Below are 25,687 nucleotides of genomic sequence, written 5' to 3'. Positions count from 1 at the left end.
CTAGTGGAGCGGGACGTCCATCTCGTTGTTCCGCTCCGCCGCGCGGCGTGACAACTCCGTGAGCCAGGAGCGGGTGAGGGGCGTCTCGCTGTCCGCGCCGGTGTGCGAGTCCTGACCGCTGCTCTGGGGCAGCCGCCGGTTGGTCCAGGCCAGGAGCGCCGCGGTCAATTCGGGCGCGAGCACCCGTCCCACCGCGCCCAGCTTCGCGGCCAGGCCCACCAGCAGCTCCGCGTCACCCCGGCGGCAGGCGTCCAGAATCAGGCGCGCGGCGCGCTCGGCGCTCACCGACAGCCCGGGCAGCGAGTCGCCCACGGCGAACCACGCGTACTCCGCCTCGTTCTGGCCCTTGAAGCGCGCGTTGCGCGGGCTGCCCGTGCGCATCAGCCCCGGGCACACGGTGGTGACGAAGATGCCGTCCTGACGCAGCTCCGCGCGCAGGCCGTCCGACAGGCCCACCAGCGCGAACTTGCTCGCCGAGTAGGGCATGAGGTGCGGGACGCTGAGCCTGCCGCCCACGGAGGCGATGTTGACGATGCGCCCCTCGCCGCGCTGCTTCATCTCCGGCAGCACCGCCAGCGTCGTGTACAGCGCACCCCACAGGTGCGTGTCCATGGCGTCCTGGAAGTCCTCCACCGTCATGGACTCCAGCGGCCCCACCTGGATGACGCCCGCGTTGTTGATGAGCACGTCCACCGCGCCCCAGCGCTCGTGCACCGCGCTCACCGTGGCCTCCACCTGCACCGGGTCCCTCACGTCACAGGGCAGGGCGAGCACCTGGGCGCCGCCGCGCTCCAGCTCCTCCCGGGCCCGCTCCAGCGACGCCTCATCCCTGCCACACAGGGCCACGCGCGCGCCCGCCTTCACCAGCCTGCGCGCGAGCACCAGGCCCAGACCGCGCGAGCCGCCGGTGATGAGCACCGTGCGCCCGTTGAACGAGTAGCGGATGCGCAGCAGCGCCTTGCGCAGCCCGAGCGCCGCGCCGATACCCGCCGCCGCCAGCGTGCCCGGGGTGAAGCGGGGGGCCTGCCTGTCCTTGCGCCAGTCAGCCATGTGGGAGCCCTCCGGAAGGCCTCAGGGCGCGGGAGCGCCGGCCGAGGTGTCGTACTGGGTGAAGCGGTCCAGCACGGGGCGCACCTTGCGTGCCGCGTCCTTGCCGGCGAAGTGGTGGCGGAGCCGGCGGTCCGCGTCGAAGACGAGCCACGCGGGGGTCTGCTTCACGCCGTACGCCTGGGCCATGGAGCCGTCATCCACGGCGATGGGATAGACGAGCCCGTGCTCGCGCGCGAACGCCTCCACCGCGTTGGTGTCGCGCAGCTCCCTGGCGGAGTGGGTGACGTCCACGCCGATGACCTTGAGGCCCCGAGGACCGAACTCCGCGAGGAAGCGCTTGAGCGCCGCGAAGTCATTGGCGTGGGCGTCCGAGGCCATGGAGAAGAAGTGGAGGAGCACGGGCAGTTCGTCGAGCTCCGAGACATGGACGGGGGCGTTGATCCACCCTCCATCCGGGTCCAGCAGCGTGAGGGGGATGTCGTGCGTTGGCGTGGGCATTCGGGCTCCCGCGATAGGGCCTGCGTCTGAAGGTCGCCCCTCAAGCTATGCATCCGGGGGAGTCCTCCAGGGCTTGCACCGGGGTGTCGACTGCCTGGCCGGAGGAGGGCGCGCGAGGCGGGTGGCGCTGGACGGACGGCGGCCAAGAGGGCAGACAGTCGCTTCATGCGCATCCCCGACTTCAAGCTGGAGCGGTACTTCGCGCGCTGGGAGTTCGCCGCGCCCTACACCCTGTGCTCCTCGGACATCGAGGGCTGGAAGATGCGGGAGCTGCTGGCGCTCGCCGAGCCGGACGCCCTGGCCCGCTGGGAGGAGCTGACGCTCGGCTACACCGAGGCCCCGGGCCTGCCCGCGCTGCGGCTGGAAATCGCCGCGCTCTACCAGGGCGTGGCGCCCGAACAGGTGCTGACCTTCGCCGGCGCCCAGGAGGCCGTCTTCATCCTGATGAACGTGCTGCTGGGCCCCGGAGACCACGCCGTCGTCACCTGGCCCGGCTACCAGTCCCTGCACGAAGTGGCGCGCGCCACCGGCGCGGACGTGACGCTGCTGCCGCTGCGCGAGGAGGACGGTTGGGCATTGGATGTGGACGCCCTGCGCCGCGCGCTCAAGCCCCAGACGCGAATCGTCGTGGTGAACTTCCCCCACAATCCGACGGGCGCGCTGCCGGACCGGAAGACCTTCCAGGCGCTGTGCGCGCTGTGTGACGAGCGAGGCATCTACCTCTTGTCCGACGAGGTGTACCGGCTGCTGGAGCATGACCCGGAGGACCTGCTGCCCGCCGCCGTCGAGCTGTCGCCGCGCGCCTTCAGCCTGGGCGTCATGTCCAAGGCGTTCGGGCTGGCGGGGCTGCGCGTGGGGTGGCTGGTCTGTCGCGACGAGGACGTGCTGCGCCGGTGCATGGCGTACAAGGACTACACCACCATCTGCAACAGCGCCCCCAGCGAGGTGCTCGCCCTCATCGCCCTGCGCGCGAAGGAGCGGGTGCTGGCGCGAAGCCGCGCGTTGCTCGCCTCCAACCTGGCCCTGCTGGACGCGTTCTTCGCGCGCCACGCGGACACCTTCCACTGGGTGCGTCCGCGCGCCGGAAGTGTGGCCTTTCCGCGCCTGCTGCGAGAGCAACACGTGGCCCGATTCACCGATGCGCTCGTGCAACGAGAAGGCGTGCTGTTGCTACCCGGTGACGTCTACGACTTCCCCGGCAATCACTTCCGTCTGGGGTTGGGTCGCACCAGCCTGCCGGAAGCCCTGACACGCCTGGAGCGCTTCGTCACCGACACCCGGTGAGGCGATGACGCGATGGGCCAGGGCGACTGACGCCTCACGCCAGAGGGCGACGCATTGCGTCAGGTTTTGCGCCGGCTTCCTGGTTTCCGTGTTCTCGACCTTTTACACCCCGAGACTCTAGAGTGAGCGCTTCCCCGTCGGGTCCCCCACCTGGCGAGAGCTGTTCCCCCTACTCCCGAGCGGAGGCGTTCACGATGAAGAAGCTGATGGGTACGGCGATTGCCGCGGCCACGCTGTTGGTTGGCACGCAGGCTGCCGCCACCAATTACACGCTGTGGATTCACGGTCGGAACGGCGGCGGTACGCAGGCCGGGAACTACGGCGACTTCAGCTACTGGGGCCCTGCGGGTACCGCGGCGGGCGTGAACAAGAAGGCCGTGAATTGGAACGGCAAGGAGCGCATCGGCGGGCAGAACGCGCGCGTGCGTGACGCGCTGGACTGTTACTGCACGGGGAACAACTGGTGCTACATCGCCTCGCACAGCGCGGGCAATCTCCAGATTGGCTATGCGCTGTCGCTGTATGGCGGCTCGGCGCGCAGCAAGAAGAACGCGACGCCCAACGCGAGCGGCGTGTGTGGCAACACGGATGGCAGCACGCAGACGGGCTGGAACATCAAGTGGGTGAACGTGGCGTCCGGCGCTGGCGGCGGCAGCGAGCTGGCGGACGTGGGTGAGTGGGCGGTGGGCGAGCCGCTGGTGAGTGACCTGGTCACCACCACGTCGCGGGCCATGTACAACCACAACACCACGCGCAGCGTCTGGTTCTACATGTTCGCTGGTGCGAAGGGCACGCTCTACTCGGGCATCCTCCCCGGGCAGGACGACGAGGCGGTGTCGTACCACTCCACGGGCGGCGTGTCGGGCAGCTCCGGCAGCTCGCAGTGCAACCCGGGCGACTGGTTCTGTGGCGGCACGCTGAACACCGGCACCGCGAACACGAGCGACGGCCGCGCGAAGTGGAGCTTCCACACCGTGTCGCTGCGCGATGACGGCGAGTCGTTCAACCACTACGCCAACGGCAACTGGGGTGGCATCGTCGCCAAGGTCCGCGAGGACGTGGTGAAGTACGCGTACTGAGTCTGTCCCCCTGATGCAGCCATGACGCCCAACAGCCCTGCTCCTGCTCCTGTCTCCCGCCCGCGCCGTCTCGGGTGGGTCTTCCTGGTGATGACCCTGGCCGTGGGTGGGCTGGGGTGGTGGAGCTGGAGCCGGGAGGCTGGCGAGGAGGAGGCTCCGGGCGAGCCTCCTGTCCTGGCGGAGGGCCAGAATCGCGAGGCTGGAGAAGCCCCGCCGAAGTCGGGGCTCGTCGGGCGCGGCGCGGCGTTGGAGCGACGCTCGTCGCCGGGCACGGAGGACATGCGGGTCTCCGTGCTGAGCCCCGAGCAGCGCGAGCGCCTGGAGCGGCGGGAGCTGTGGACGGCTCGGCTGGAGCGGGCGAAGCAGACGCTGGAGTCCTACGTGTCAGCGACGCGTTATCCGCCGCAGTCCCGCTCCATCCGGGAGCATCCGGACCAGGTGGTGCTCGCGGAGCCGGAGCGCACGCGCCCGTTGAGTCGCGAGCACGCGGACGTGCAGCTCCGGTTGAAGCAGGACCGGGTCTTCGTGGTGAGCGACGAGGCGGTGCACTTCTTCGTCTCGTGTGAGGACTCGCAGCGCGCGCCCAGGCCCTGTCAGGTGTTGTCCGCGTCCGCGCACGAGGCCGAACACGTGCAAGGCGCGGGGGGCGTGCCCGCCGTGCCCGTGGCCTTCACGGACGATGGCGCCGCGGGTGACGCGCTCGCGGGGGACGGCATCTTCACGGGGCGGTTCCAGCCGTCGAAGCAGGGCTTCCCGCTGTACTCGGGCACGCTGCGCGTGGACGTGCGGGTGCGCTCGGACAAGGCCGAGGGCATGGCGTTCCTGGACATCCTGTACACGCCTTCTCCGCCAGCGACCTTCACGGGCAGGGTGCGTGAGGCGCTGGCGGACGGCTCGCTGCTGCTCTACCTGGGCATCCACGTGCGCAAGGCGGGGCGGTATGTCGTGGCCGGACGCATCGACAACGAGAGCGGCGAGCCCTTCGCGCATGTCTCCTTCAACGAGGAGCTGAAGGAGGGGGTGCAGGAGGTGAAGCTCACCGTCTTCGGCAAGCTCGTCCTCGACGAGGCGCCGACCTTCCCCCTGCAGCTGCGCGACGTGGAGGGCTTCCTGCTCAAGGAGTCAGGGGACCCGGACCGCGAGCTGATGACCACGATGCGTGGCTATGTCCACACCACGAAGGAATATCCGGCGACGTCCTTCTCGCCCGATGAGTGGCAGAGCGAGGAGCGCAGTCGCAACCGGAACGAGTTCATCCGCGACGTCGAGGAGGCGCAGCGGCAACTCGACGCGACGCTCGGCGAGGAAAAGCGTCCCTGAGTCGCGGGTGGGTCCTCCGACGTGACGGTGACGCCTGTTGGGGCCGTCGTGGAGCGGCACGGCTCGCGCTTCAGGCGACGCTCGGCTCGTTCGAGTCCACGGGCGTGGGCTCCGTGGAGACAGCGGAGACCTCGGGCTCGGTGGACGTCGCACCCCGCTGCTCCGCCAGCAGTTGCTCCTGCGGCGCGGCCTGCTCCGCGAAGGTCTCACCCGGAGCCGAGGCCTGCTCCGTGTTGGACGGGGCGACCGCCACCGATTCCTCGAAGCTGTCGCCCACCATCGCGCTCTGCTCCGTGAGGAACTGCCCGAGCACCGAGGCCGGCTCCGCCGGTTGTGCGTCGGGCTGGAGCTCCACGGCGTCCGCCACCACGTCCACACCCTGCGCTCCGAGCGCGGAGACCACGGGGACACTGGCCGCGACGGGGTTGGCCGCGAGCGAGCCGAGCACCCCCGCGAGGGCCGCGTCCGCCGGGCCAAACTCCTCCTCCGGAACCAGGTCGCCCAGGTCGCTCAGGTCCGCGAGGAACTCCTCCGGTCCCGCGGGCCGCACGGACGCCCCCATCAACTCCCCGGACGCATACCGCGCCGCCGACAGGCCCTCCACCGCGCTTCCACCCGGCATCACGCCGCCGATGGCCGAGGGGCTGTCCTCGAACGAGTCCAGGTCCAGGTTCAGGTCCAGCATGGGGTCCGCCCGCCCCGAGGAGCCAGGAGGGTCCATCATGAACAGCAGATCCTCCGGCGCATCCACGCTGGGCGAGGAGGTGTCCAGGTTGTGGAGCTCCCACGCCGCCTCGTCGGGCGAGAGGATGTCGGAAGCATCCGGCGCGTCCGCGCCCCCGCGCCTCGACGCGCGCCCCACTGCGCCGCCCGTGTCACGCGGCGCACCCAGCGCGGAAGGCAGCTGGGAGCCGAGCACCTGCGCGTAGCGGGGCGCGGCGGGCTCGAACGAACTCTCGCCGGAGAACACGCGCAGCGACGCATGATCCAGGTTGCGCGCCGAGCCGGTTTCCTCCGCCTCGTCCGGGTCGAACGAAGACAAGAGGGCATCGGCGCCATCCGCGCCGTCCGCCTGGAAGTCGCTCTCGTCGGAGTAGCCCCGGCGGATCTTCGACACGGGGTCCAGGGACTCGCTCTGGGTGAGCGGAGACACGCTGGTGTCCACGTCGAGCGAGGTGCGCCGCAGCGAGGACAGGATGCTCGAGGACAAACGGCGGATGGAAGTCATCGGACACCTCCCGGGGCGCACACGTCGGACATCATCGTCATTGTCGTCGTCCCCGGGTGAAAGTTGCCAGGGGCCCCGCGTGGGGTCCCCACCCACCCTGAAAGAGGGGAGTCCGCACCCATCACCTGTGGGGTCGCCACCCCTCCCACTGGCCAACGTTTCCGGATGCAGGGCGCTTGCAACGTCCGCCACCGAACGAGTGCGGGGCGGGCGCCGAGGTCGGCTGGCACTCACGCTCCAGACACCGCAAAAAGAGAGGTATCCGTAGTGGGCGCTCGCCTGGGGATGGGCGCTGGCCTCCCGCTTGCTGGGGAGAGGCTCGAGGAGGCGGTGTCATGCTGCGTATCGAAAGCGCGGGACAGACCCATATCGGTCGCCGGCCCCACAACGAGGACTCCTACTGTGTCCTGCCGGAGCTGGGGCTGTACGTGGTCGCGGATGGGCTGGGTGGGCAGGAGGGCGGCGAGGTGGCGAGCCGCTGTGTCGTGGACACCTTCGCGGGCCTGGGGCATCGGTGGGAGCGCGAGCGGGAGGCGGTGTGGCCGGAAGTCGCCGACCCCCGCCGCACGCGCGAGGAGAACCTGCTGGCGGCGTGCTCGCAGTTGGCCCAGCGAAACCTCCAGGCCCAGCGCGTGGGCCGGCTGAGCGAGATGGCCTCCACGGTGGTGGCGCTGGCGCTGGGGCAGGAGGGCGCGGCGGTGGCCCATGTAGGGGACAGCCGGCTGTACCGGCTGCGGGGCGGCAGGTTGGAGTCGCTGACCCGGGACCACTCGTTCATCGAGGAGCTGAAGGACGTGGGCATGGAGCCTCCGGGGGGCGCCTCCAACTGGCGGCACCTCATCACCCGCGCGCTCGGGACGGACAACGCGGAGCCCACGCTGCAGCGACTTCACGCGGAGCCTGGGGACGTCTTCCTGTTGTGTTCGGACGGCCTCTACGAGCCGCTGGGGATGGACGGGCTGGCGCGGCGCCTGTCGCTGACCTCCGCGCGTGAGGTCTGCGATGCGTTGGTGGCGGATGCCTTCGAGGCCGGAGGCAAGGACAACATCACCGCCGTGGTGTTGCGCGTCGCCGACGCTTGAGGCGCAGGTCAGTGGAGGTGGGAGGGTCAGCCGGAGGGCGCCGGGTCATCCACGCCTTACTGCTCAAGCCTGGAAGCTTGGGGTAGGGTGTGGCTTCTGGGGTTCCCCCACCCTGGTCATTTCCCCTCACGTCCGACACCGCAGCGCATGACGCACAGCCTCGCCGCTCGTCTGACCATCGCCATCACCCTGGTCATCCTGGCCCTCACCGCGCTCTGCGTGACGTTCACGGGCGTCGTGCTGCGCTCCCGGATGGACACGGAGCTGGCCCAGGCGCTTACCCATGACGAGTCCGCCTGGAGCCGGTTGGTGGCCCAGGAGGCTCGGACGCTGAAGGTCCTGCTGCGCAGCGCCGCGGCGAATGCCCAGCTTCGAGCGCTGCTCTCCGGCGCGACGGTGGACGCGAAGGCGCTCCAGGCGTTCTCCGAGGAGCAGAAGGCCCTGGTGTCGGTGGAGCTGTTGCTCATCACCACGCCGGAGGGCGGGCTGCTGGCAGGCTCGTACCGGGAGTCGCTGCCCGCGCTCGCGCAACTGGTGCGGAGCGGTGTGCCTGGGGTGCTCTTCGTGGGCGAGGCGGCCTACTGGACGGTGTCCCGCCCGGTGGAGGTGGACGGACGCGCGGTGGGGCACCTGGTGCTGGGGAGTCGGTTCGACGATGCGCCGCTGAAGGACTTGAGGAATCAGCGGGGCGTGGAGCTGCTGCTGCGCGTGGGCCCGAGGTTGGTGGCCCGGTCCGTGGACGTCGTGGCCCCGGAGGCCTTGCTGGCGGCGGTGGACGCGGACGTGGAAGAGGGGCGCGTGGACGTGGAGGACTCGTCGTTCCGCGTGGTGCGACTGCCGGTGGGGCAGGGGTTGGAGCTGGTGCTCGCGCGGGACGAGAAGACGGAGGCGTCGCGTTTCGGCACGGCGGTGCTGCTCATCGTCGGGTTGGGGCTGTTCACTGCGCTGGCGGCGGGCGGTGTGATTTTCCTGCTCGTGCGACGGATGACGAGCCCCCTGCGGGAGCTGACGGCGGCGGCGGCGCGGGTGGTGGCGGAGGGCGACTTCCGGGGCACGCTGGAGGTTCACTCGCGAGACGAGATTGGCCGGCTGGCCGCGTCGTTCGCGGAGATGATGGTGCAGCTGCGTTCGCTGCTGATGGCGCTGAAGGGCTCGGCCGAGCAGCTCGAGTCCGCCGCCGCGCAGCTCACTGATTCCGCGTCGATACAGAACGAGGCGGTGTCCCAGCAGGCGGTGGCGCTGCACGAGACGCAGATGGCGGCGCAGCAGCTCCAGGAGTCCTCCCGGGCGGCGGCCAGGCGCGTGGAGACCATCCAGCGCGAGGCGGAGAAGGCGAGCGGCTTCGGTCAGGCCGGCGAGGCGGCGGTGTCTGGCAGCGTGGGGGGACTCACGCACATCCGCTCGCACGTCGAGCAGATTGGCCGCACCATCACCGTGTTGCATCAGCGCACGCGACTGGTGGGCGACATCACCCGCACGGTGAAGGACCTGGCGGACCAGTCCAATGTGCTGGCGCTGAACGCCTCCATCGAGGCGGCGCGCAGTGGGGACCAGGGGCGGGCCTTTTCAGTGGTGGCGCGGCAGATGCGCTCACTGGCGGACCAGTCCGCGGGCGCCACCACGCGCGTGCAGGGCATCCTGGGCGACATCGGCCGGGCCATCTCCGAAGCTGTGCGCATCAGCGAGGGTGGGGCGCGCGAAGTGGAGGGCGGGTTGGAGCAGGTGCAGGCGGCGGGTGAGAGCCTGCGCTCGCTGGCTGGCATCATCCAGAGCAACGGCCAGACGGTGCGGAGCATCTCCGATGCCGTGCGCCAGCAGGACGCGGGCATCGCGGAGTTGTTCGCCGCGCTCAGCTCCATGGCGGACGTGGCGGACCAGATTGTCGACCGCATGGCGGCCAGTGAGCAGGCCGCCATCCAGCTCTCCGCTGCTTCGGGCGAGCTGAGCGCCATCGTCGGCCGATACCAGCTCTGAGGGGTGTCCCGCCTCGGGCGAGCTGAGCGCCATCGTCGGCCGCTACCAGCTCCGAGGTGGAGTCTCGCCTCGGGCGAGCTGAGCGCCATCGTCGGCCGCTACCAGCTCCGAGGGGTGTCGCTCCTCGGGCGAGCTGAGCGCCATCGTCGGCCGCTATCAGCTCCGCGGGGGTGTCTCGCCTCGGACGAACTTGACGCCGCGATGCCCTGCGAGGCATCGCGTGAGTCAGCCCCTCGAGACGCTCCTCGGGAGCGCGTACGCGCGACGCCTCCCGGGGCCGCGCGTACGCCGAAGCACGTCAGCCCAGCTCGCCACCGTCGATGGCGTGAGCGGCGCCCGTGATGGCGCCCGCCGCGTCCGACGCGAGGAAGAGGCACAGCGCCGCCACCTCCTCCGGCTGGACGATGCGGCCCATGGCGTTCATCGACGCCAGGGCCTCGCGCGCCTGCTCTCCGGTGCGGCCCGTCGTGTGTGAAATCGCCGCCGTCGCGTTGGAGAACATGTCCGTCTCCACCCAGCCCGGGTTCACCGCGTTCACCGTCACCTGCTTCTTCGCGTACTCCACCGCCAGCGCGCGCGTCAGGCCCAGCAGCGCGTGCTTGGAGGCGCAGTAGGCGGACGTGTATTTCATCCCGCGCACGGCGGCCATGGAGCCGATGTTGATGACCCGGCCACCTCCGGCCTGTGCCATGGCGGGCATCAGCTCGCGGCAAAGCAGGAAGGGGGCCGTCACGTTGATGGCCATCACCCGCGCCAGGTCCGCGGTGCTCGTCTTCGTCAGCGGCGCGGACACGGTGATGCCCGCGTTGTTCACGAGCACGCCCGGGGCGCCTTCCGCGAGAATCGTCTTCGTCGCCGCGACCAGCGCGGCCTCGTCCGCCACGTCCACGACGAGGGGCCGGATGCTGTCTCCGCCCTCCTTGACGAGCACCGCGAGCGCATCCGCGGCGCGGGCCAGGGCCCAGACGCGATAGCCCTCACGCGCGAAGGTCAACGCCACGGCGCGGCCAATGCCTCGGCTCGCGCCCGTCACCACCACGGTCTTCTGGATCGTCGTCATGCGCGGCAGCCTAGCGCCCCAGGCCGGCACGGGCACGCCCGACGACACGACTCACGCGGTGGGGGCGAGCACCGCGACGGGCGCCTGGGGCCGCAGCCGCTCCCCCACGCGCTCCAGCCCCTCGCCAGCCCGCGCGCGGGCATGCACCTGGGGATAGTCGTCGAACGCCGTGCCCAGCCACCGGTCCAGCACCGTGGTGTACAGGCCGTAGTGGCCCTGGTGCCGGGCGTGGTGCATGGCGTGGAAGGTGGGCGTGAGGACCTGTCGCCCGAGCCACGTGGACACGAAGCGCTCCGGCAGCCACTCGGTGTTCCCATGGCCCACCACGTTGAGCACGTAGTTGGCGAGGATGTAGAGCATCACCCCCGCCTGGGTGACGGGCATCACCTCCAACGCCAGGATGACGAGGCCGAAGTTGCCCGCCAGCAGCACCACGCGCTCCACCAACGAGAAGGACAGCGAGGTCAGCGGATTCGTCACCTGTGCCACATGGTGCTGCGCGTGGAACCGGTAGAGCGCGCGGGTGTGCAGCAGGCGGTGCGTGGCGTAGAACCACACCTCGAAGCCCACGAAGAGAAAGGCGAAGGTCGCCACCGTGGCGCCCACGCTGAAGGGCGCCAGTCGCGACTGGTACACGACGCGGAACGCGGCGACGAGCACCGCGTCGAAGACCAACACCCGCACCGCCGCCCACGCCTCGCTGCGAAGTTGTCCCGGCGCCAGCGGCTTGCGGTAGACGCGCCGCCGCGCCCCGGCCTGGAGCCCGGCCGCCCACCATCCCAGGCCCACCATCGACACCTTCAGCGTCCCCGACACGCCCAGGACGAGGGGAAACAGCGCCATGAATGCGTGCACCATCGTGCTCCACCTCCGGCCCTTGCCGCCGACACCCCATGTTAACCCCCCGGAGGCAGGCGCGGTTGCGGGGGCGTTTGACGCTCCTGGAGGCGGGCGTTAGGACGGCGCCATGGCACGCGCGGACATCACTGACTTGTTCCGGCTGGACGACCTGCTGTCCCCCGAGGAGAAGGCCGCTCGCGACACGGTGGCCGCCTTCGTGGACCGCGAAGTGCTGCCCATCATCGGCGGGCACTTTCGCGATGGCACCTTCCCATTCCACCTGGTCCCCCAGCTCGCGGAGATGGGCGTGCTGGGAGCCAACCTCCAGGGCTACGGCTGCGCGGGGATGAACACCGTCAGCTACGGCCTCATCCTCCAGGAGCTGGAGCGGGGGGACTCGGGGCTGCGCTCCTTCGCCTCCGTGCAGGGCTCGCTCTGCATGTTCCCCATCCACGCGTATGGCAGCGATGAGCAGAAGGAGCGCTTCCTGCCGGGCATGGCCAAAGGGCGCGTCATCGGGTGCTTCGGCCTCACCGAGCCGGACTTCGGCTCCAACCCTGGAGGCATGCGCACCCGCGCGCGCAAGGACGGCGAGGACTACGTCCTCAACGGCACCAAGACGTGGATTACCAACGGCGCCATCGCCGACGTCGCGGTGGTGTGGGCGAAGACGGACGACGGCGGCCCCGAGTCCGTCCGAGGCTTCCTGGTGGAGAAGGGCATGCCCGGCTTCACCGCGCGGGACATCCCCGGCAAGTTCTCCCTGCGCGCGTCCATCACCAGCGAGCTGTCCTTCCAGGACGTGCGGGTGCCCGCGCGCAACGTGCTGCCCGGCGTGGTGGGCCTGCGAGGCCCCTTGTCCTGTCTCAACAACGCGCGGTTGGGCATCGCCTTCGCTGTCACCGGCGCGGCCATCGCCTGCTTCGAGGGCGCTCGCGAGTACTCCCTGTCCCGCGCGTCGTTCAACGGCAAGCCCGTGGCCGGCTACCAGCTCACGCAGGAGAAGCTGGCGGACATGCTCCAGGACATCGTCAAGGCGCAGCTCGTGGGACTGCGCGTGGCGCGGCTCAAGGACGAGGGCAAGGTGACGCCCGTCATGGTGAGCCTGGCCAAGCGCAACAACGTGAAGAGCGCGCTCGACATCGCCCGCGTGGCGCGGAGCATCTACGGCGCCAATGGCATCACCGATGCGTACCCACCGGTGCGCCACATGCTGAATCTCGAATCGGTCTTCACCTACGAGGGCACCCACGAGGTGCACACGCTGGTGCTCGGCAAGGCCATCACCGGAATCGACGCCTTCGACTGACGCCCGCGTGATGCCTCCCCTCATCCCAGTCGAGCGGAAGAGGGGAGGGCCATCACAGGCGAAGCCGAGGTCAGCCCTGGCTCTCGCCGCCCTCGGCCTTCGGGGCTTCTTCGGCCGTCGTCGCCTCGGCTTCGGTCGGAGCGGACGTTTCGGCGCCTTCCTCCGAGGCGGTCTCCGTGCCTTCCGCCGAGGCCTCGTCGGACAGCTCCGGCGCGGTGCCAGCGGCTTCCGCCGCCTGCTGCGCCTTGAGCTCCTCGTCGTTCATGAAGCCGACGGGGTTGTCCTTCCGGTTGAAGAAGCGCACCGCCTTCTTCGAGAGCGCGAACATCTGCTCGGCCGCCGCGGCGGGCACCAGCGAGTGCTCGATTTGCGCCGGGTCCGGACGCTCCACCACGCCGAGCTCGCCGTCCTCCAGCCGCTTGGCCTGCTCCGGCGTCAACTCCATCCGCCGCAGCTTGCCCTTGCGGGTCATGAAGTAGAACGCCGTCTCCCCGGGCTCCAGCGGCACCTGCGAGCCCAGCACGAGCTCGCGCAGCGCCTTGTCCAGCTCCACCTGGCGCTTGGATTCGGCGCGCTGGTAGGCCTTGGAGCCGGGCATGGGGGGCAGCTTGGGAATGGGCTTCTCGGCCACGGCGGCGGGACGCCCGTGCTGGGGCGCTCCACCTCCGCCACCGCCACCGGGCCGGAACGAGCCACCATGACGGGGCGCACCGCCACCACCAGGGCGGCCACCACCGGGACGTCCGCCACCCTCTCGGGGGCCGGGGCCACGGTCCTCGCTCCGGGGTGACGGGCCACCGGATGTCCGGTTCTCGTCACGCCGGGGCGGAGGACGGTTGCCGCCTGGACGTCCGCCCTCCTGGGGCTGGGGCCTCCGGGCTTCCGTCTGGCTGGTTGCCGCATCAGCCTTCTTGGACTGTTCCTCGGTGACGAGGCCCGCCTTCAACAACTTGTCGCGCAGGTTCTGCATGAGAAGGGCGTTCTATCCCTTGCACGGCCGCACGCAAGCCGCTGCTTGCCGCTCTTGTATGCGCCACGTAACTTGCCGCCCCCGTGGTACCCCCTCCGGAGGAGTCGTGAGCCGTCTGAAGAAGTCCGCCGTCACCCTCGCCTTGGCGCTGGCCGCCGCCAGTTGCTCGGACCCGGTCGACAAGGCGGCCAAGGCGCGCATCTTCTCGCCGGAGGACCCTCCCAAGGTGGTCGCCTCCGCCCAGCAGAAGCTCCCGCCGGAGGATGTCGCGGAAAACCCTCAGGTGGCCCGCCGAATCCTCGGCATGGACGCCGCCGAAATCACCGAGCGGCTGGGTCCCCACCGCTACCAGGCCACCCTCGGCTACGAGTGGACCTCCGCCGAGTCCAACCCCGTGAAGCTCACCGAGACGCGCACGTTCCGCGCGGGGCCCGGGGGTGTCAGCGGCGACTTCCACGGCGTGCTGGAGAACTCGAGGGACCAGGGCCTGGAGGTCATGCGCGTGGGGGGACAGGTGTTCGCCCGCAACCGGTATGGCCCGTTCCGTCAGCGCCTTCGTGACCGCGGCATGGCCGAGCGCACCCGCACGGAGCTGACCGGCGCCATCCGCGACTTCGACATCCTCTTCCAGGGGCGGCTCAAGCTCGCCCCGCAGGGCACCGTCACCTATGAAGGGCGCACGGCGTGGCGCTACGTGGTGACGCTGGCCCCGGCCACGGAGGGCGATGCGTCCCGACCGCTGCCAGCGCTGTTCCAGTCCAAGGGGGGCTCGGACGAGACGACGCGTCGGCGCGCGAACTTCTTCGCCCACCGGCTGCCGCGCTCGCTGGATGGCGAGGTGCTGGTGGACGCGGCCACCTCCGTGGTCCTCAAGGCGCGGCTGGACGGGCGCGTCGGGGTGCCGTCGGAGAAGACGCCCGAGGCGGCGGAGTTGCGGCTGACCTTGGAGGCGTCCCTGTCGGAGCTGGGCAAGGACCCGAGGCTCGCGCCGCCCGAGGAGTTCCTCCCCGACGCGGACAAGCCCCAGGGCATCGCCGACGCGCTGGACCGCTTCGGCATCGAGCGCGCGAAGCCCGAGGGTGCCAAGAGCACGACGCCGGGTGAGGCGCCGCCCGAGCCCGAGGACGAGGCCGCGCCGGAGTAGTTCGTCGAGCGGGTGGGGCGCCCGGGTGGGCGCCCTACTGATGCCGCCGCGCCGGAGTCGTTCGTCGAGCGGGTGGGGCGCCCGGGTGGGCGCCCTACTGATGCCGCCGCGCCGGAGTCGTTCGTCGAGCAGGTGGGGTGCCTGGGTGAGCGCCCACCCGGAGCGGTCCCGGCGGAGCCGTCCGTTGAACGAGTGGGCCTCCTCCCGAGGAGGCCTCCTTCGAGCCGGACAAGCGAGTCATGGGAGCCAGGCGCGCGGGTCGTCCGAGCCAGGCCGCCTGCCCTGACCCCATCGCCCGGACACCCGTGGCAGGGGCGCCAACGCGCCTCTCAAGCCCCTGGATTCACGTGGGATTCCGGGTGGCGTGTGCCTTGCTCTCCCTGGGCCCATGCGCTGTCTCCGCCTCCTGCTCCTGTGCCTGTGCGGGCTCGTCACGCCGCTCGCGAGGGCGGAGCCTCCCTCTCGCAGTCTGGGCGTCACCGTGTTCCCGGTGGGGGCGTTCGTCCTGAAGGACCCGGACGGGCGGCGGGAGGTGGGCTACAGCGCGGGGCTGGCCTGGAGCTATCGCCGGGAGCAGTCCCTCCTGGAGGTGGGCGGACACGTGGCCTCCAACCGCCGGCTCACCGAGGCGACCCCCATGTCCCTGCGAATCACGATTCCCGAAGCACGCCGGGTCCGCCCGTACCTGGGGCTGGGGGTGAGCCTCCTGGTGTCCCACGGCCGGGAAGGGGAAGAGCCGCCGCGTGTTCTCCAATTGGGGCCGGAGCTGTGCGGGGGAATGGACGTGGAGCTGGGACGCCGGCTTTTCCTGTCCGCCCAGGCCCGCTACCAGAACTTCTCCGCCAGCGGGTCTCCCTTTTCCGGGCGGCGCCAGGCGCTCTCCACCGCGTTCCTGGGACTGGGAATGCACCTGTAGGCACCCTCTGGCGCTACAGGGCGGGAGCGACCTGTTGGAAGAAAATTTGCGCCAACTCTTGCGTCCTCTACAATCCCCGACGGTTGCGGCTCGGACGCGTCCGACATGCTCGGATGTTCAGCGGACTGCACAACAAGGGAGCGGAGATGGAGCGCAAGGTCGGGAGTAGCACGGTGACGGCCAAGGAGGTCAAGGCGGCGCTGGAGAAGACGCGCACGCTCACGGCCGAGGAGGAGAAGGCGCTGCGCATGCGGCATGGCGCCGGCGCTTCCAGCACGCGAGCCCCGCTTCCGCGCGCTGCCGGTGACAACGAAGAGCTGGGCGACGAGCTGCTCGTCATCGAGATGCAGTTGATGAAGGCCATGCGCGCTCGCGCCGCGGCCAAGACGCCGGCCACCAAGGCGGCGGCGCCCGAAGCACCCCGTGCTCGCGAGACGGCCGCCAACCCGACGAAGGACAAGATCGTCCGGGCGCTGCGCAAGAAGAAGTAGTCGCTCGCGCAGCCACCACTACCGGTTGAGGATGGCCACGAGGCGCTCCCCCGCCTCGGGCAATGCCAGCGGCGTGCCCGACACCTCCGTGGCCAGTCCTTCCGCGTCATCCGTTCCACCCCGAGCGTACAGCCCCTTCAGCCAGGTGGCGGCGTTCGGGTTCCTCCAGAAGTCCTCGTTGAAGCGCTCGGTGAGGCGCGTGGTGAGTCGGGCCTCCAGGGCCCAGGCTCGCAGGTAGTGCGCCACGTAGAGCTGGGGGTCCACGTCGTACAGGTAGAACCCGGGATGTGGCTCCGCGAAGAGGGCGCGGCGCTGGCCGTCGGCGTACTCGTCGGCGCGCTCGGTGGACGGGCCCTTCCTGCAGAGCGACAGCTCATAGGACAGCTTCGCGCAGTGGCGGCGCAGCACGCTGAGCGACTGGAACGCGGCCATCCGCGCCGTGTCGCGCGCGAGCATCGTGGCGAGGCCCAGGTAGCGCTTGAGCCAATCGGAGGACAACAGCAGTCGCTCGAAGACGGCGGCGTGCGCTTCCGTCACGGCCGCATCGCCCAGGCGGCGCAGCTCCATGGGCAGGTCCTCCGAGACATGCGCGCGGTGGTGGGCGTGGCCCAGCTCGTGGAGCAGGCTGCCCACGGCATCGAGTCCGCCGCGCGGCTGGAGCACCAGCCGGATGTCGTCCGGCACGCGGATGGTGACGACGAAGGGGCGGGGTGACTTGCCGGGGCGGTCCTCCTCGTCCAGGTGGATGCGGCCTCCGGCGTTGGGCGTGAAGCCCCACTCGCCCATCCACTGGCGCACCGCGGGCCACGCATCCTCGCGGCGGAAGTGCTCGTCCAGCCATGGCGCCTGAAGCGCGGCCTGGACGTCATGCCGACGCGCATCACCACCAGGCAGGGGCCGCAGTTGCGGGTCCGTCTTCCTGAGCACGTAGGCGAACACGTCGCGGTAGGCGTCCTCGGTGCGCTTCAGCGTCTGCTCGGCGGCCTCGGCGAGCTTCGCGTAGGCGATGCCGGTGACGTCCTCGCGCAGGGACGGATAGTCCTGGGCGCCCAGTCGCTCGGCGGTGAGCAGGGCGGCTTCGCGACGGTCGCCATAGGGGCTTCGGTGCTCCCAGAGGTAGTTGCCGACGGCGCGCTCCAGGCCGGCGCGGCGGGCACGATTCGGTTCGTGGGGGAGTCGCCCCATGGCCCCGGTGAAGTTGAAGGACTCGTCGTCGACGTTGAGCACCGCGTTGGCTTCCACGGTGGCCATGGCCTGGGCGGCACGGGCGGCGAGGGCCTCTTCCACCTGGGTGGCCACCAGCTCGCGCACGAGTTGGATGCGGCGGGCGGCGAGGACGTCGTTCTTGGCTCGGGCCTTGGCGAGCGCCTCACTGGCGGCGACGAAGGTGTCCGGGGCGGACAGCTCCGGGAAGGAGGCGTGGAGGCTCGCGATGGGAAGCTCTCGCGCGAGGCCGGCACCATGCCGGTACTGAAGGGTGGCCAGCTCGGCGAGGAAATCGTCCAGCCGTGTGCGGACGGCGTGTAGGGGGCGGTCCATGGGGCGCGGACCGTACCAGGGCTGGCGGGCACAAAGGGCCGAGGGTGGGATGCTCCGTCGCTTGTTGGCCCCTGGAGGACAGGTGAATCCCAGCGAGCGAGCAGGCTCCGGCTTGTGGTTCGCCGTGCCTTTCTGTAGCGAGCAGCCCGGCATTGGACGCGTGTGAGGTGGGCCGTGAAGCGTCGGACATTCCGGGCGGAAGGCGCGCGGGCGGTGGTGGAGGCGGTGGCCGCGGAGCTCGGCTTGCCCGTGGAGCAGGCGCGTGGGCTGGTGGAGGTGGGCGCCGTGTACGTGGCCGGGCGGCGCTGCCGGGACGTGAAGGCGCGGCTGGCCCCCGGGCAGGTGGTGGCGGTGGTGCTGGAGGAGGGAGGGCAGAGCCCGCTGGAGAAGGCCCCCGACGCCCCCACGTTCCGCGTGTTGCATGAGGACGCGGAGATCCTCGCCGTGGACAAGCCACCGGGGCTCCCCGCGCAGCCCACGGAGGCGCGCGTGGGAGGCAGCCTGGTGGACCAGGTGAGTGGCTACCTGGGACGCGAGGCGGGACTGGTGCACCGGTTGGACCGGGAGACCTCGGGGGTGACGGTGTTCGGCAAGACGCCCCAGGCGACGTCGGCGCTGGCGGCGGAGTTCCGGGAGGGCCGGGCGCGCAAGCGCTACGTGGCGGCCACCGGCCCTGGGCTGCCCGCGTCGGGGACGGTGGACCTGCCGTTGTCGAAGGACCCGTCGCGTCCGGGGCGCTGGCGAGCGACTCGCGCGGCGAACGGCGTGCCCGCGCTGACGCACTTCCGCACGCTGTACGCGGGGCCGGAGTTCTGTGTGGTGGAGCTGTTGCCCCAGACGGGACGCACGCACCAACTGCGGGCGCACCTGACGGCGCTCGGTGCGCCCATTCTCGGGGACTCGCGCTATGGCGGCGCGGAGCAGGCGGGAGGCGTCGACGCGGCCCGCTGCCTGTTGCATGCGCAGGCGCTGGAGCTGGCGCATCCGCGCACGGGAACGCCGCTGCGCGTGGAGGCTCCGGTGCCCGAGGACCTGCTGCGCTTCTTCACCCTCGCGGGAGTCGTGGTTCCCCAGGGGACCGTGCCCGAGAAGTGAAGGGGCTCACCGGGGTTTCGTCCTGCCGGGCCACACGGGTCAGGTCGGGCTCGGCCTCCAGGGTGGCCACACCTGGCATCAGGCGGTGGGGGAGGGCGTCGTCGTCCGTATCCATCCGGGCGAGGTCAAGGGCTTCCCGGAGCGCCCGGTTCAGGTCCGCCACCAGACCTGGGCCGCCGCCGTCAAGTTGCTCCATCCCTGGGTCGTGGGCGGCCAGTCAGCCAGGACGGTGAGGGTGCCCGCCGAGCCACTGTCGACAGCAGGCAGCCGAAGGTCCTGGAGAGTGCCTTTCAGGAGGCTCGCCGTCGCTCGGGCCACGGGGGCCTCGGCATTTCGGGCGGGAAGAATGACGGTGACAACCGGGATGGCCGTCGTTGTGTAGACTGCCGCACCCATGGGTGGCGTGAGAAACGGCAAGGACGCCGGCACGCCGGAGCCCGCGGCCGTCCGACAGGAGGTGCCGCGAACCGGCATGCTCGAGGTCGGGTCGACGGACGATGCGGAAGTCGGGGTGGCTCGCCACCTTGGTGCCGCTGTGCGCTGGCTGCGCGAAGGCGCTCCCTCGCGGGCCTTCGAGGAGCTGGAGAACGCCAGCCGGACGCTTCCCATGTCGCCGCGCCTGGCCGCGGGGCTCGTTCGCTTCGCGCGACTCGCGGGTGTCGAGGCTGTTGCCATCGGGTTGCTGGATTCCGTTCCCGCCACCGCATCCGCCGAGGTGCGTCGCGCTGTACGGCGTCAGCTCGCGCGGGTGTTGCGCAAGACGAACCAGGCGCCCCGAGCGGTCTTGGTGCTGGAGGCCCTGGTGGGAGAGTTCCCCGAGGAGCGCCGCGCGCTGCGGGTCCTCGAGGTGCTCCGCGCCAGGGGTGGGGCGAGCGGAGGGCGCGCACCGTCGCCGACGAGCGCGGTGCTGGAGAAGCTGCCCACGAAGAAGTCGGGCGTGCAGGCCATGGCGGTCTGGGAAGAGGACGAGGTCGACTACCACGCGGCGACGGTGGTCGATGCCTCGGGTGCGACCTCGGGTCCGCCTGCCGTGGTTTCGCTGCCGCGTACGCTCACGATGGAGCTGGCGCGGGTGCAGTTCCAGGTGGAGGGCCCGCCCCTCGGGTTGTCGATGGTGGAGGCGTCGCCTGGAGTGGGCTCCGGTCGGGGAGAGCCTCCCGAGGTTGGGAGCATGTCGGAGGCTCCAACCACCGTGGTGCCGCGCGCGGCGGAGGCCGTGTCGCGGGAGGACGCGTCTTCAGCGCGTTCCGTGCAGGCGCCCACGTCGTCTGCGAGTGCGCCGGTGGTGCCGTGGGATGTGGACCCGACCGAGTCGGTGCCGAGCGCAGGGGCCTCGTCGGGGCAAGAGTCTTCGGAGCAGGGGCTGCGCGACAGCGGCCTGTCTGTGGAGTCCGCGCCGTCACGTGCGAAGTCGGAGGCTGTGGCGAGTGGGGTGGTTCATGCTCCCGCCACGGAGGCTTCGGCGGGGCTGTCGTTGTCGAGGGACGCAGGTCCCGGAGCTGTGCGAGGCGTGGCGGGGAGTGATGCGCCGGGTGCGTTGCGGAATGCGGCTCCGGCGATGGAGCGGCTCGACAAAGAGGCTTCTCCGACCGAGGCGGATTCCATCGCGGAGGCGAGTGCCACGGGGACGTTGCCGACCGAACCGGCTCCGCGTGCTGGGCAAGGTGAGCGGGAGGCTGCGGCAGATGTCTCGAAGGCACTGTCGAACAACGGAGCTCTGAGTGGACCAGGTGGTGCGGAGGCTTCGCCGAGCGAGGTAGCGTCAACCGGGCTCAGCGACGCAGCGGCCTTGCCCAACAAGCCGGCTTCAACAGCACCCAGCGACACAGCGGACACGCCCAATAAGTCGGTTTCACCTGGGCCGAGTGACGCAGCGCCTCCGGCGAGCGGGCTGGCTTCAACCGCGCAGAGTGGCGCAGCGCCTCTGTCGAGCGAGTCGGCTTCCACTGGAACTCGCGATGCGGAGGTCCCGCCCAACAAGGCTGCTTCAACCCGGCAGAGTGGCGCGGACGCTTTGCCGACCGCAGCCGCATCGAGTGTCGGGCTGAGTGAAGTGGAAGCCCCTCTGCCGGAGGTGTCTTCCCCCACCTCCTCGAGTAGTGCCGCCGTCGCAACGAAGGCACGCGCAGTGGCAGGGCAACCCGAGCATCAGGTCGTGGCGGGTGCGAAGCCGACGGACTCGGTCGCTTCGCCAGCCCGCACGGCATCAAGTGATGCACAGCCTCGCGTAGGACGCGCCTCGGCACAGGTCGCGTCGAGCTTGGAGTTGACCGCTCCGACGGCTTCGCCCATCGACGCCGAGCCGAGCGCGAGCCAGACCGATGCGTTGGCCTTGCCTGTCGGTACCGAACCGAGCGTGAGTCGGACCGATGCATTGGCTCTGCCTCTCGATGCCGAGTCCAGCGCGGGCCGCGCTGACACGGTGGCTTCCTCAAGTCCGTCCCCGTCAGGCGCGAACCTGACTGATGAGGTGGCTTCGTCGTCTCGTGCCGTGTCGAGCGATGAGGATGTTCCTCCGGCGGATGCGGCCCCTGGGGCCACTCGGGCCATGGCGGACGCGTCCCCGACCGAAGCCGACCTCCACGCGAAGACCCAGGTGGAGATGCCGGCGGTCAGGGTCGAAGACCTGGCTTTCCCCTGGGATGTGTCCCCTCAGGAGGCGCCGCCACCGGCGCGCTCCGCTGCTGTGAGCCCAGGCCCCTCCTCGAAGGGGAAGCCCGCCCCCTCCAGCCCGCCCCCCGTGCTTCACCCGGTGGGCACGGAGCCCGCTCGCTCCAGGGCGCAGCCAGCGCCATCCATCACGAGAGCTGAAGAGGCTCCGCGTTCGGAGACGATGGAGGTTCCTCTCGCCGACCTCTTCGCCGCACTGGGCGGCGCACCGCCCGGTATGTCGGCACCGGTCCGCGCGGAGCCCGTGCCCCGGAACATGGGCAGCCCCGCCACGGTGCCGCCGTCCCGAACGGGGCGACCTGGGCCCGTGGAGTCCACTCCTGGCGAGGACGCGGAGGAACTGGCGCGTTCGCAGAAGCTGGAGGCGCAGTTCGTCGCGCGTCGGGCCTGGCGTGAACTGGCCCAGCTGTACCTCAAGCGCGCGGACCGTGCGAAGGACCCCGTGGCGCGGGCGGAGGCGCTGACGCGGCTCGCGGAGGTGATGGAGACCGAGCTCCAGGACCCCGCTGGCGCGGCGCGCATGTACCGGGAGATCGTCGAACTGACCGGTGACCGGGCCGCGCTGCGTGAGCAGGTGCGGTTGCTGGCCTCGCGTGACGACGCGTCGCTGGTTCGGCGTGCGCTCGATGAGGCGATTCAGCATGCGAAGACGGGCCGCGCACGCGCCACGGCCCTGCTGACCCGAGGAGAGCGCTGGCTCCACATGGGGGAGCCGCAGAAGGCCCGCGCGGATTTCGAGGCCTCGGAGGCGCTTGTGCCGGGGCTGATTCCCGCGCTCGCGGGCCTTCTGCTGTGCGTCGAGGACGCGGAGCGCTCAGTCATCGCGACACGCCTTCGCTCGGTGCTCGCCACCACGCCGCGCCGGGCGGCTGACCGCGCGGAGGCGCTCCGGGTGCTCGCGCGTACGGCGGAGGAACAGCTCGATGATTCGCGCCTGGCTCAGTGGGCCTGGGGCGAGGTGCTCATCGAGATTCCCGACAGTGAGCAGGCCCGCGAGCGGCTCCTGTGGCTCGCGCGAGAGCTGGGGGACATGGCGGCGCTCGGGCAGCTTCTTCGCGCCCAGATTGCGCGAGAGTCGCGGGGGCCCGTCGCGCGGCAGTCCCGCCTGGAGTTGGTGGCCACGCTGGAGTCGTCGGGAGACAGCGAGGCCGCGCTGAACGAGCTGCGTCAGGCGGTGCGCTTCGAGCCAGGGCACAAGGAAGCGTGGCTGCTGCTCGTGGAGCGTTTGCTTGCGCGCGATAACAAGGGTGAGGCGGCCTGGGCGCTTGAGAATGCGGCCACGGCGACGGAGGACGAACTCGAACGCGAGCAGACCTGGGACAGGCTGGCGCGCATGTGGCGTGAGTCGCTCCGGAATCCCGAGCGCGCGCAGGTCTATGCAAGGCGCGCGGAAGGGCTGAGGCTCGCGCGTGAGGAGCGGGAGGCGGCTCCCCCCGAACCACCTCGCAGCGCGACACCTCGCCGTGAGCCGAGCGGACCCAAGTCACCGCTCGTTCCGTTGCCCGTGGCGACGACGTCTCTTGTCGCGGCAGGGCGCGATGACTTGTCCGAAGAGATTACGTCGACCTCCGACCCCAGTGTTTCTCCTGGTGGGGCCGCGGTCGAAGGCTCGGAGCGTTCATCGGGGCCGCGTGGTGAGAAGGGCGGCGCCTCACAAGCCTCCGTGGCTGCGAGTGTTTCGGCGGCGCGCGGGGACAAGGGACCGGGCGCGGCTCAGCGGCTAGAGAGGGCGACGATTCCTCAGGGGGCCGCTTCTGCTCGAGGTGGCGCGTCCGACGCTCGCGAGGAGCGGGGCGGATCGCCATCAGGAGGGCAAGGCGCTTCGGTCGCGCGCGGTGAGAAGGGGCCTGTGCTCGCAGGTGGAGCCACCGCGCAGGGCAGTGCAGGAGGAGCGCGCGCGGAGAAGTCGCCGCCGCCTTCTGGCACTTCCTCCGTGTCGGGGGTTGTCGCTGAGCAAGGCACGAGGTTGGCGGCGCCTGTGAGTGCAGCCGCCGCGCAAAGTGATGCAGCGAGCGCCCGGGGTGAGAGGGCAGCACCTGCTCGGGCCGAGGGCTCTCGCTCCGAGAAGCCCGCCGCGTCTGGTGCACGCGGTGAGCAGCCTGTCGCGTCCGGCGAACGCATCGAGAAGCCCACCGCGTCTGGCGGCCGCGCCGAGCAGCCTGTCGCGTCCGGCGAGCGCATCGAGAAGCACGCCGCGTCTGGCGGGCGTGCCGAGAAGCCTGCCCCGTCCGGCGAACGCACCGAGCAGCCCGTCGGGTCCGGCGCACGCGCCGAGAAGCCTGCCTCGTCCGGCGAACGCACCGAGCATCCCGTCGCGTCCAGTGCCCGCGCCGAGAGGCCCGCGTCTTATCGGGCCGATGGCGCACGCGCCGAGAAGCCCGCACCTGCTGGGGCCACGGGAGCGCGCGCCGAGAAGCCCGCCGTACGTACCGAGAAGCCCGCACCTGCCCAGGGCGAGGGCTACCACGCCGAGCATCCGGCACCTGCCGGGGCCACCGGAGCGCGCACCGAGAAACCCGCCGTACGCGCCGAGAATCCGGCACCAGCCGGAGCCACGGGAGCGCGCACCGAGAAACCCGCCGTACGCGCCGAGAATCCGGCACCTGCCGGGGCCACGGGAGCGCGCGCCGAGAAGCCCGCCGCGCGCACCGAGAAACCCGCGCGCGCACCGGGTCGCGCGCAAGGGTCGCGCGAGGATCCGCTGGGCTCATTGGGCCCGGAGCTCGACAGACCCGCGCCGTCGGGGTCGACGGTGGCCTTCGGCGCGAATGTCCCCGTGCGCGCGGACAAGCCCGCCGAAGCAAAAGCCCCCGCCGCCCCACCACCGCGCGCCCCCGCACCTCGCGCTGAGCGTCCCCCCGCGCCCCCGGCCCCTCCGGCCGACAGTGCTCCTCCCGCGCGCGCACAGGGCACCTCGCGTCCCGCGAGCCCTCCAGAATCCCCCCGAGGCGGCAAGGCCATCGACCTCATGAGCGGCAAGCCCATGGACCTCGATGCCGCGTCCGTCCCCGAGACGCGAGTCATCTCCTGGGAAGCCCCGCCGGGACGCATGGACCCCGTGCGCCGCGTCCTCCGTGGCTCTCGCCCCGAGGGCACTTCGGCCGGTCCCGCGCCGGGCCGCACCTTCATCTCGAAGCCCCCCGCGCAATCCGAGCGTCCCTCCGTGGGCGCCGCCGAGACGCGCGAGAACCCCATCGTCGTCCCCGAGCCCGCTCCACCAGCCGACACCGAGCCCGAGGTCTTCCGCCAGCTCCGCGAGCGCCCCCTCGACACCGTCTCCTACGCGAACCTCGCCGACTTCTTCGACACCCGAGGCGACGCCCCGCGTGCCGCCCTCATGCGCGAAATCGTCGAGGCCCTCGCCGGCCGCGACGTCCCCGTGTCTCGACTCCAGCGGCCCTCCCTCACCGCCGACGAGCGCGCGGGCCTGCGTCACCCCGGACTGCGGACCTCCTCGGGTGAACTGCTCGCGTGCTCGGGCATCGCCCTCTGTCGCCTCTTCCCCGCCCAGGGCCGCGCCGCGGACGCCTCCGAACCCCTGCGCGCCGTCGCGGGCCCGGGCGCTCCCGCCGTCCTCGACGCCCTGCACACCTCCGCGCGAGTGCTCGCGGTGAACCTGCCGGAGCTCGTGCTCGCCGAGGACGATGGTCCGCCCTTCACCGCCGTCCACACCGACAAGCCTCGCCTGCTCGTGGGCCGCGCAGTGATTCGCCAGGCCCTGCCCGCCGCCGAGCTGCGCTTCCACGCAGGCCGTGCCCTGCTGTCGCTGTCACCCGATCTGCTCGCCCTGCGCGCGCTCAAGGGCGCCCAGCTCCTGCGCGCCCTGGCCCTGCTGTCCACCGTCCTCAAGAACCCGAAGGACTCCAGCGCGGACGCCCGGCTCGTGCGCGAAACGCTGTCCCCGCGCGCCCTGGAGCGCACCCTCGAGCTGCTGGATTCCGGCACCCGGGACTTCAACGCCTCGTCCCTCGCGGACGCCGCGCGAGACTCCGCCAACCGCGCGGGCCTGGTGGCCTGCGGTGGTGTGGGGCCGGCGGTGACGGTGATTCGCTCCCGTCGCTCGCAGGACTCGGAGCTGGTGGAGCTGCTGCGCTTCGCCGCGTCCGAGCGCTACCTCTCCCTGCGCGCTCCCCGCTGA

At 71.1% G+C, this 25,687-nt stretch carries 18 protein-coding genes; 11 read left to right on the top strand and 7 right to left on the bottom strand.

The features are described 5' to 3' along the window. Both HUA75_RS24660 and HUA75_RS24655 read right to left on the bottom strand, forming a co-directional pair. Window positions 1-1,050 carry an SDR family oxidoreductase gene (locus tag HUA75_RS24660; protein ID WP_141646501.1) on the bottom strand — a complete coding sequence of 350 codons (1,050 nt, stop codon included), beginning with the start codon at window positions 1,048-1,050 and terminating at the stop codon, window positions 1-3. A 21-nt stretch (window positions 1,051-1,071) separates the two neighbouring features. Next, window positions 1,072-1,548, bottom strand: a complete 477-nt coding sequence (locus tag HUA75_RS24655; protein WP_174454787.1) for a peroxiredoxin — start codon at window positions 1,546-1,548, stop codon at window positions 1,072-1,074. A 165-nt stretch (window positions 1,549-1,713) separates the two neighbouring features. Between HUA75_RS24655 and HUA75_RS24650 the strand changes: the two genes are divergently transcribed. The 3 genes from HUA75_RS24650 to HUA75_RS24640 all read left to right on the top strand — a co-directional run bounded on the left by HUA75_RS24650 (window position 1,714) and on the right by HUA75_RS24640 (window position 5,231). Then, the gene (locus HUA75_RS24650; protein ID WP_174487766.1) at window positions 1,714-2,832 is read left to right on the top strand and encodes an aminotransferase class I/II-fold pyridoxal phosphate-dependent enzyme; all 1,119 of its coding nucleotides are present in this window, start codon (window positions 1,714-1,716) and stop codon (window positions 2,830-2,832) included. Window positions 2,833-3,026: 194 nt separating this feature from the next. Beyond that, window positions 3,027-3,911, top strand: a complete 885-nt coding sequence (locus tag HUA75_RS24645; protein WP_141646498.1) for a hypothetical protein — start codon at window positions 3,027-3,029, stop codon at window positions 3,909-3,911. A 21-nt stretch (window positions 3,912-3,932) separates the two neighbouring features. After that, window positions 3,933-5,231 (top strand): choice-of-anchor X domain-containing protein, encoded by a 1,299-nt coding sequence (locus tag HUA75_RS24640; protein ID WP_174487765.1) that lies wholly within the window; start codon window positions 3,933-3,935, stop codon window positions 5,229-5,231. 70 nt (window positions 5,232-5,301) lie between these two features. Here HUA75_RS24640 and HUA75_RS24635 read toward each other — a convergent pair whose 3' ends face one another. Then, window positions 5,302-6,459: a hypothetical protein gene (locus HUA75_RS24635; RefSeq protein ID WP_174487764.1), complete on the bottom strand. Its 1,158-nt coding sequence runs from the start codon at window positions 6,457-6,459 to the stop codon at window positions 5,302-5,304. A 335-nt stretch (window positions 6,460-6,794) separates the two neighbouring features. Here HUA75_RS24635 and HUA75_RS24630 point away from each other — a divergent pair, with 335 nt between their 5' ends. Further along, window positions 6,795-7,541: a PP2C family serine/threonine-protein phosphatase gene (locus tag HUA75_RS24630; protein ID WP_174487763.1), complete on the top strand. Its 747-nt coding sequence runs from the start codon at window positions 6,795-6,797 to the stop codon at window positions 7,539-7,541. 147 nt (window positions 7,542-7,688) lie between these two features. Then, on the top strand, window positions 7,689-9,515 hold the full coding sequence (locus HUA75_RS24625; protein ID WP_174487762.1) for a methyl-accepting chemotaxis protein: 1,827 nt from the start codon (window positions 7,689-7,691) through the stop codon (window positions 9,513-9,515). A 298-nt stretch (window positions 9,516-9,813) separates the two neighbouring features. On the opposite strand, the gene HUA75_RS24620 is transcribed toward HUA75_RS24625, so the two are convergent. Beyond that, a complete protein-coding gene (locus HUA75_RS24620) occupies window positions 9,814-10,575 on the bottom strand; it encodes an SDR family NAD(P)-dependent oxidoreductase (RefSeq protein WP_141646495.1) in 762 nt (253 codons plus the stop codon). A gap of 51 nt (window positions 10,576-10,626) precedes the next feature. Beyond that, window positions 10,627-11,433 (bottom strand): sterol desaturase family protein, encoded by an 807-nt coding sequence (locus tag HUA75_RS24615; RefSeq protein ID WP_141646494.1) that lies wholly within the window; start codon window positions 11,431-11,433, stop codon window positions 10,627-10,629. A gap of 109 nt (window positions 11,434-11,542) precedes the next feature. Between HUA75_RS24615 and HUA75_RS24610 the strand changes: the two genes are divergently transcribed. Then, entirely contained in the window at window positions 11,543-12,724 is a 1,182-nt protein-coding gene (locus HUA75_RS24610; protein ID WP_174487761.1) for an acyl-CoA dehydrogenase family protein, read from the top strand. A 70-nt stretch (window positions 12,725-12,794) separates the two neighbouring features. On the opposite strand, the gene HUA75_RS24605 is transcribed toward HUA75_RS24610, so the two are convergent. Next, window positions 12,795-13,694 carry a DUF2058 family protein gene (locus tag HUA75_RS24605; protein ID WP_174462907.1) on the bottom strand — a complete coding sequence of 300 codons (900 nt, stop codon included), beginning with the start codon at window positions 13,692-13,694 and terminating at the stop codon, window positions 12,795-12,797. Window positions 13,695-13,800: 106 nt separating this feature from the next. On the opposite strand from HUA75_RS24605, the gene HUA75_RS24600 reads away from it, so the two are divergent. The 3 genes from HUA75_RS24600 to HUA75_RS24590 all read left to right on the top strand — a co-directional run bounded on the left by HUA75_RS24600 (window position 13,801) and on the right by HUA75_RS24590 (window position 16,245). Further along, window positions 13,801-14,838: a hypothetical protein gene (locus tag HUA75_RS24600; protein WP_141646491.1), complete on the top strand. Its 1,038-nt coding sequence runs from the start codon at window positions 13,801-13,803 to the stop codon at window positions 14,836-14,838. A 388-nt stretch (window positions 14,839-15,226) separates the two neighbouring features. Beyond that, complete coding sequence (locus HUA75_RS24595; protein ID WP_141646490.1) at window positions 15,227-15,754, top strand: hypothetical protein; 528 nt, start codon at window positions 15,227-15,229, stop codon at window positions 15,752-15,754. Window positions 15,755-15,900: 146 nt separating this feature from the next. Then, the gene (locus tag HUA75_RS24590) at window positions 15,901-16,245 is read left to right on the top strand and encodes a hypothetical protein (RefSeq protein WP_141646503.1); all 345 of its coding nucleotides are present in this window, start codon (window positions 15,901-15,903) and stop codon (window positions 16,243-16,245) included. 18 nt (window positions 16,246-16,263) lie between these two features. On the opposite strand, the gene HUA75_RS24585 is transcribed toward HUA75_RS24590, so the two are convergent. Next, a complete protein-coding gene (locus HUA75_RS24585) occupies window positions 16,264-17,784 on the bottom strand; it encodes a peptidase M3 (protein ID WP_141646489.1) in 1,521 nt (506 codons plus the stop codon). 174 nt (window positions 17,785-17,958) lie between these two features. On the opposite strand from HUA75_RS24585, the gene HUA75_RS24580 reads away from it, so the two are divergent. Further along, window positions 17,959-18,879, top strand: a complete 921-nt coding sequence (locus HUA75_RS24580) for an RluA family pseudouridine synthase (protein ID WP_174487760.1) — start codon at window positions 17,959-17,961, stop codon at window positions 18,877-18,879. Window positions 18,880-21,712: 2,833 nt separating this feature from the next. Then, entirely contained in the window at window positions 21,713-25,687 is a 3,975-nt protein-coding gene (locus HUA75_RS24570) for a lipopolysaccharide assembly protein LapB (RefSeq protein WP_174487759.1), read from the top strand.

This window comes from Myxococcus sp. CA040A, assembly GCF_013336725.1.
GTDB classification, from domain to species: Bacteria; Myxococcota; Myxococcia; order Myxococcales; family Myxococcaceae; genus Myxococcus; species Myxococcus llanfairpwllgwyngyllgogerychwyrndrobwllllantysiliogogogochensis.
Note: the sequence above shows the minus strand (reverse complement) of the source record. Positions and strands in the feature narration are given on the sequence as shown.

What these genes read in the sequence shown, in the direction of transcription:
- HUA75_RS24660 (WP_141646501.1), bottom strand. Translation starts at nt 1,050, where the DNA reads ATGGCTGACTGGCGCAAGGACAGGCAGGCCCCCCGCTTCACCCCGGGC.
- HUA75_RS24655 (WP_174454787.1), bottom strand. Translation starts at nt 1,548, where the DNA reads ATGCCCACGCCAACGCACGACATCCCCCTCACGCTGCTGGACCCGGAT.
- HUA75_RS24650 (WP_174487766.1), top strand. Translation starts at nt 1,714, where the DNA reads ATGCGCATCCCCGACTTCAAGCTGGAGCGGTACTTCGCGCGCTGGGAG.
- HUA75_RS24645 (WP_141646498.1), top strand. Translation starts at nt 3,027, where the DNA reads ATGAAGAAGCTGATGGGTACGGCGATTGCCGCGGCCACGCTGTTGGTT.
- HUA75_RS24640 (WP_174487765.1), top strand. Translation starts at nt 3,933, where the DNA reads ATGACGCCCAACAGCCCTGCTCCTGCTCCTGTCTCCCGCCCGCGCCGT.
- HUA75_RS24635 (WP_174487764.1), bottom strand. Translation starts at nt 6,459, where the DNA reads ATGACTTCCATCCGCCGTTTGTCCTCGAGCATCCTGTCCTCGCTGCGG.
- HUA75_RS24630 (WP_174487763.1), top strand. Translation starts at nt 6,795, where the DNA reads ATGCTGCGTATCGAAAGCGCGGGACAGACCCATATCGGTCGCCGGCCC.
- HUA75_RS24625 (WP_174487762.1), top strand. Translation starts at nt 7,689, where the DNA reads ATGACGCACAGCCTCGCCGCTCGTCTGACCATCGCCATCACCCTGGTC.
- HUA75_RS24620 (WP_141646495.1), bottom strand. Translation starts at nt 10,575, where the DNA reads ATGACGACGATCCAGAAGACCGTGGTGGTGACGGGCGCGAGCCGAGGC.
- HUA75_RS24615 (WP_141646494.1), bottom strand. Translation starts at nt 11,433, where the DNA reads ATGGTGCACGCATTCATGGCGCTGTTTCCCCTCGTCCTGGGCGTGTCG.
- HUA75_RS24610 (WP_174487761.1), top strand. Translation starts at nt 11,543, where the DNA reads ATGGCACGCGCGGACATCACTGACTTGTTCCGGCTGGACGACCTGCTG.
- HUA75_RS24605 (WP_174462907.1), bottom strand. Translation starts at nt 13,694, where the DNA reads ATGCAGAACCTGCGCGACAAGTTGTTGAAGGCGGGCCTCGTCACCGAG.
- HUA75_RS24595 (WP_141646490.1), top strand. Translation starts at nt 15,227, where the DNA reads ATGCGCTGTCTCCGCCTCCTGCTCCTGTGCCTGTGCGGGCTCGTCACG.
- HUA75_RS24590 (WP_141646503.1), top strand. Translation starts at nt 15,901, where the DNA reads ATGGAGCGCAAGGTCGGGAGTAGCACGGTGACGGCCAAGGAGGTCAAG.
- HUA75_RS24585 (WP_141646489.1), bottom strand. Translation starts at nt 17,784, where the DNA reads ATGGACCGCCCCCTACACGCCGTCCGCACACGGCTGGACGATTTCCTC.
- HUA75_RS24570 (WP_174487759.1), top strand. Translation starts at nt 21,713, where the DNA reads ATGGAGGTTCCTCTCGCCGACCTCTTCGCCGCACTGGGCGGCGCACCG.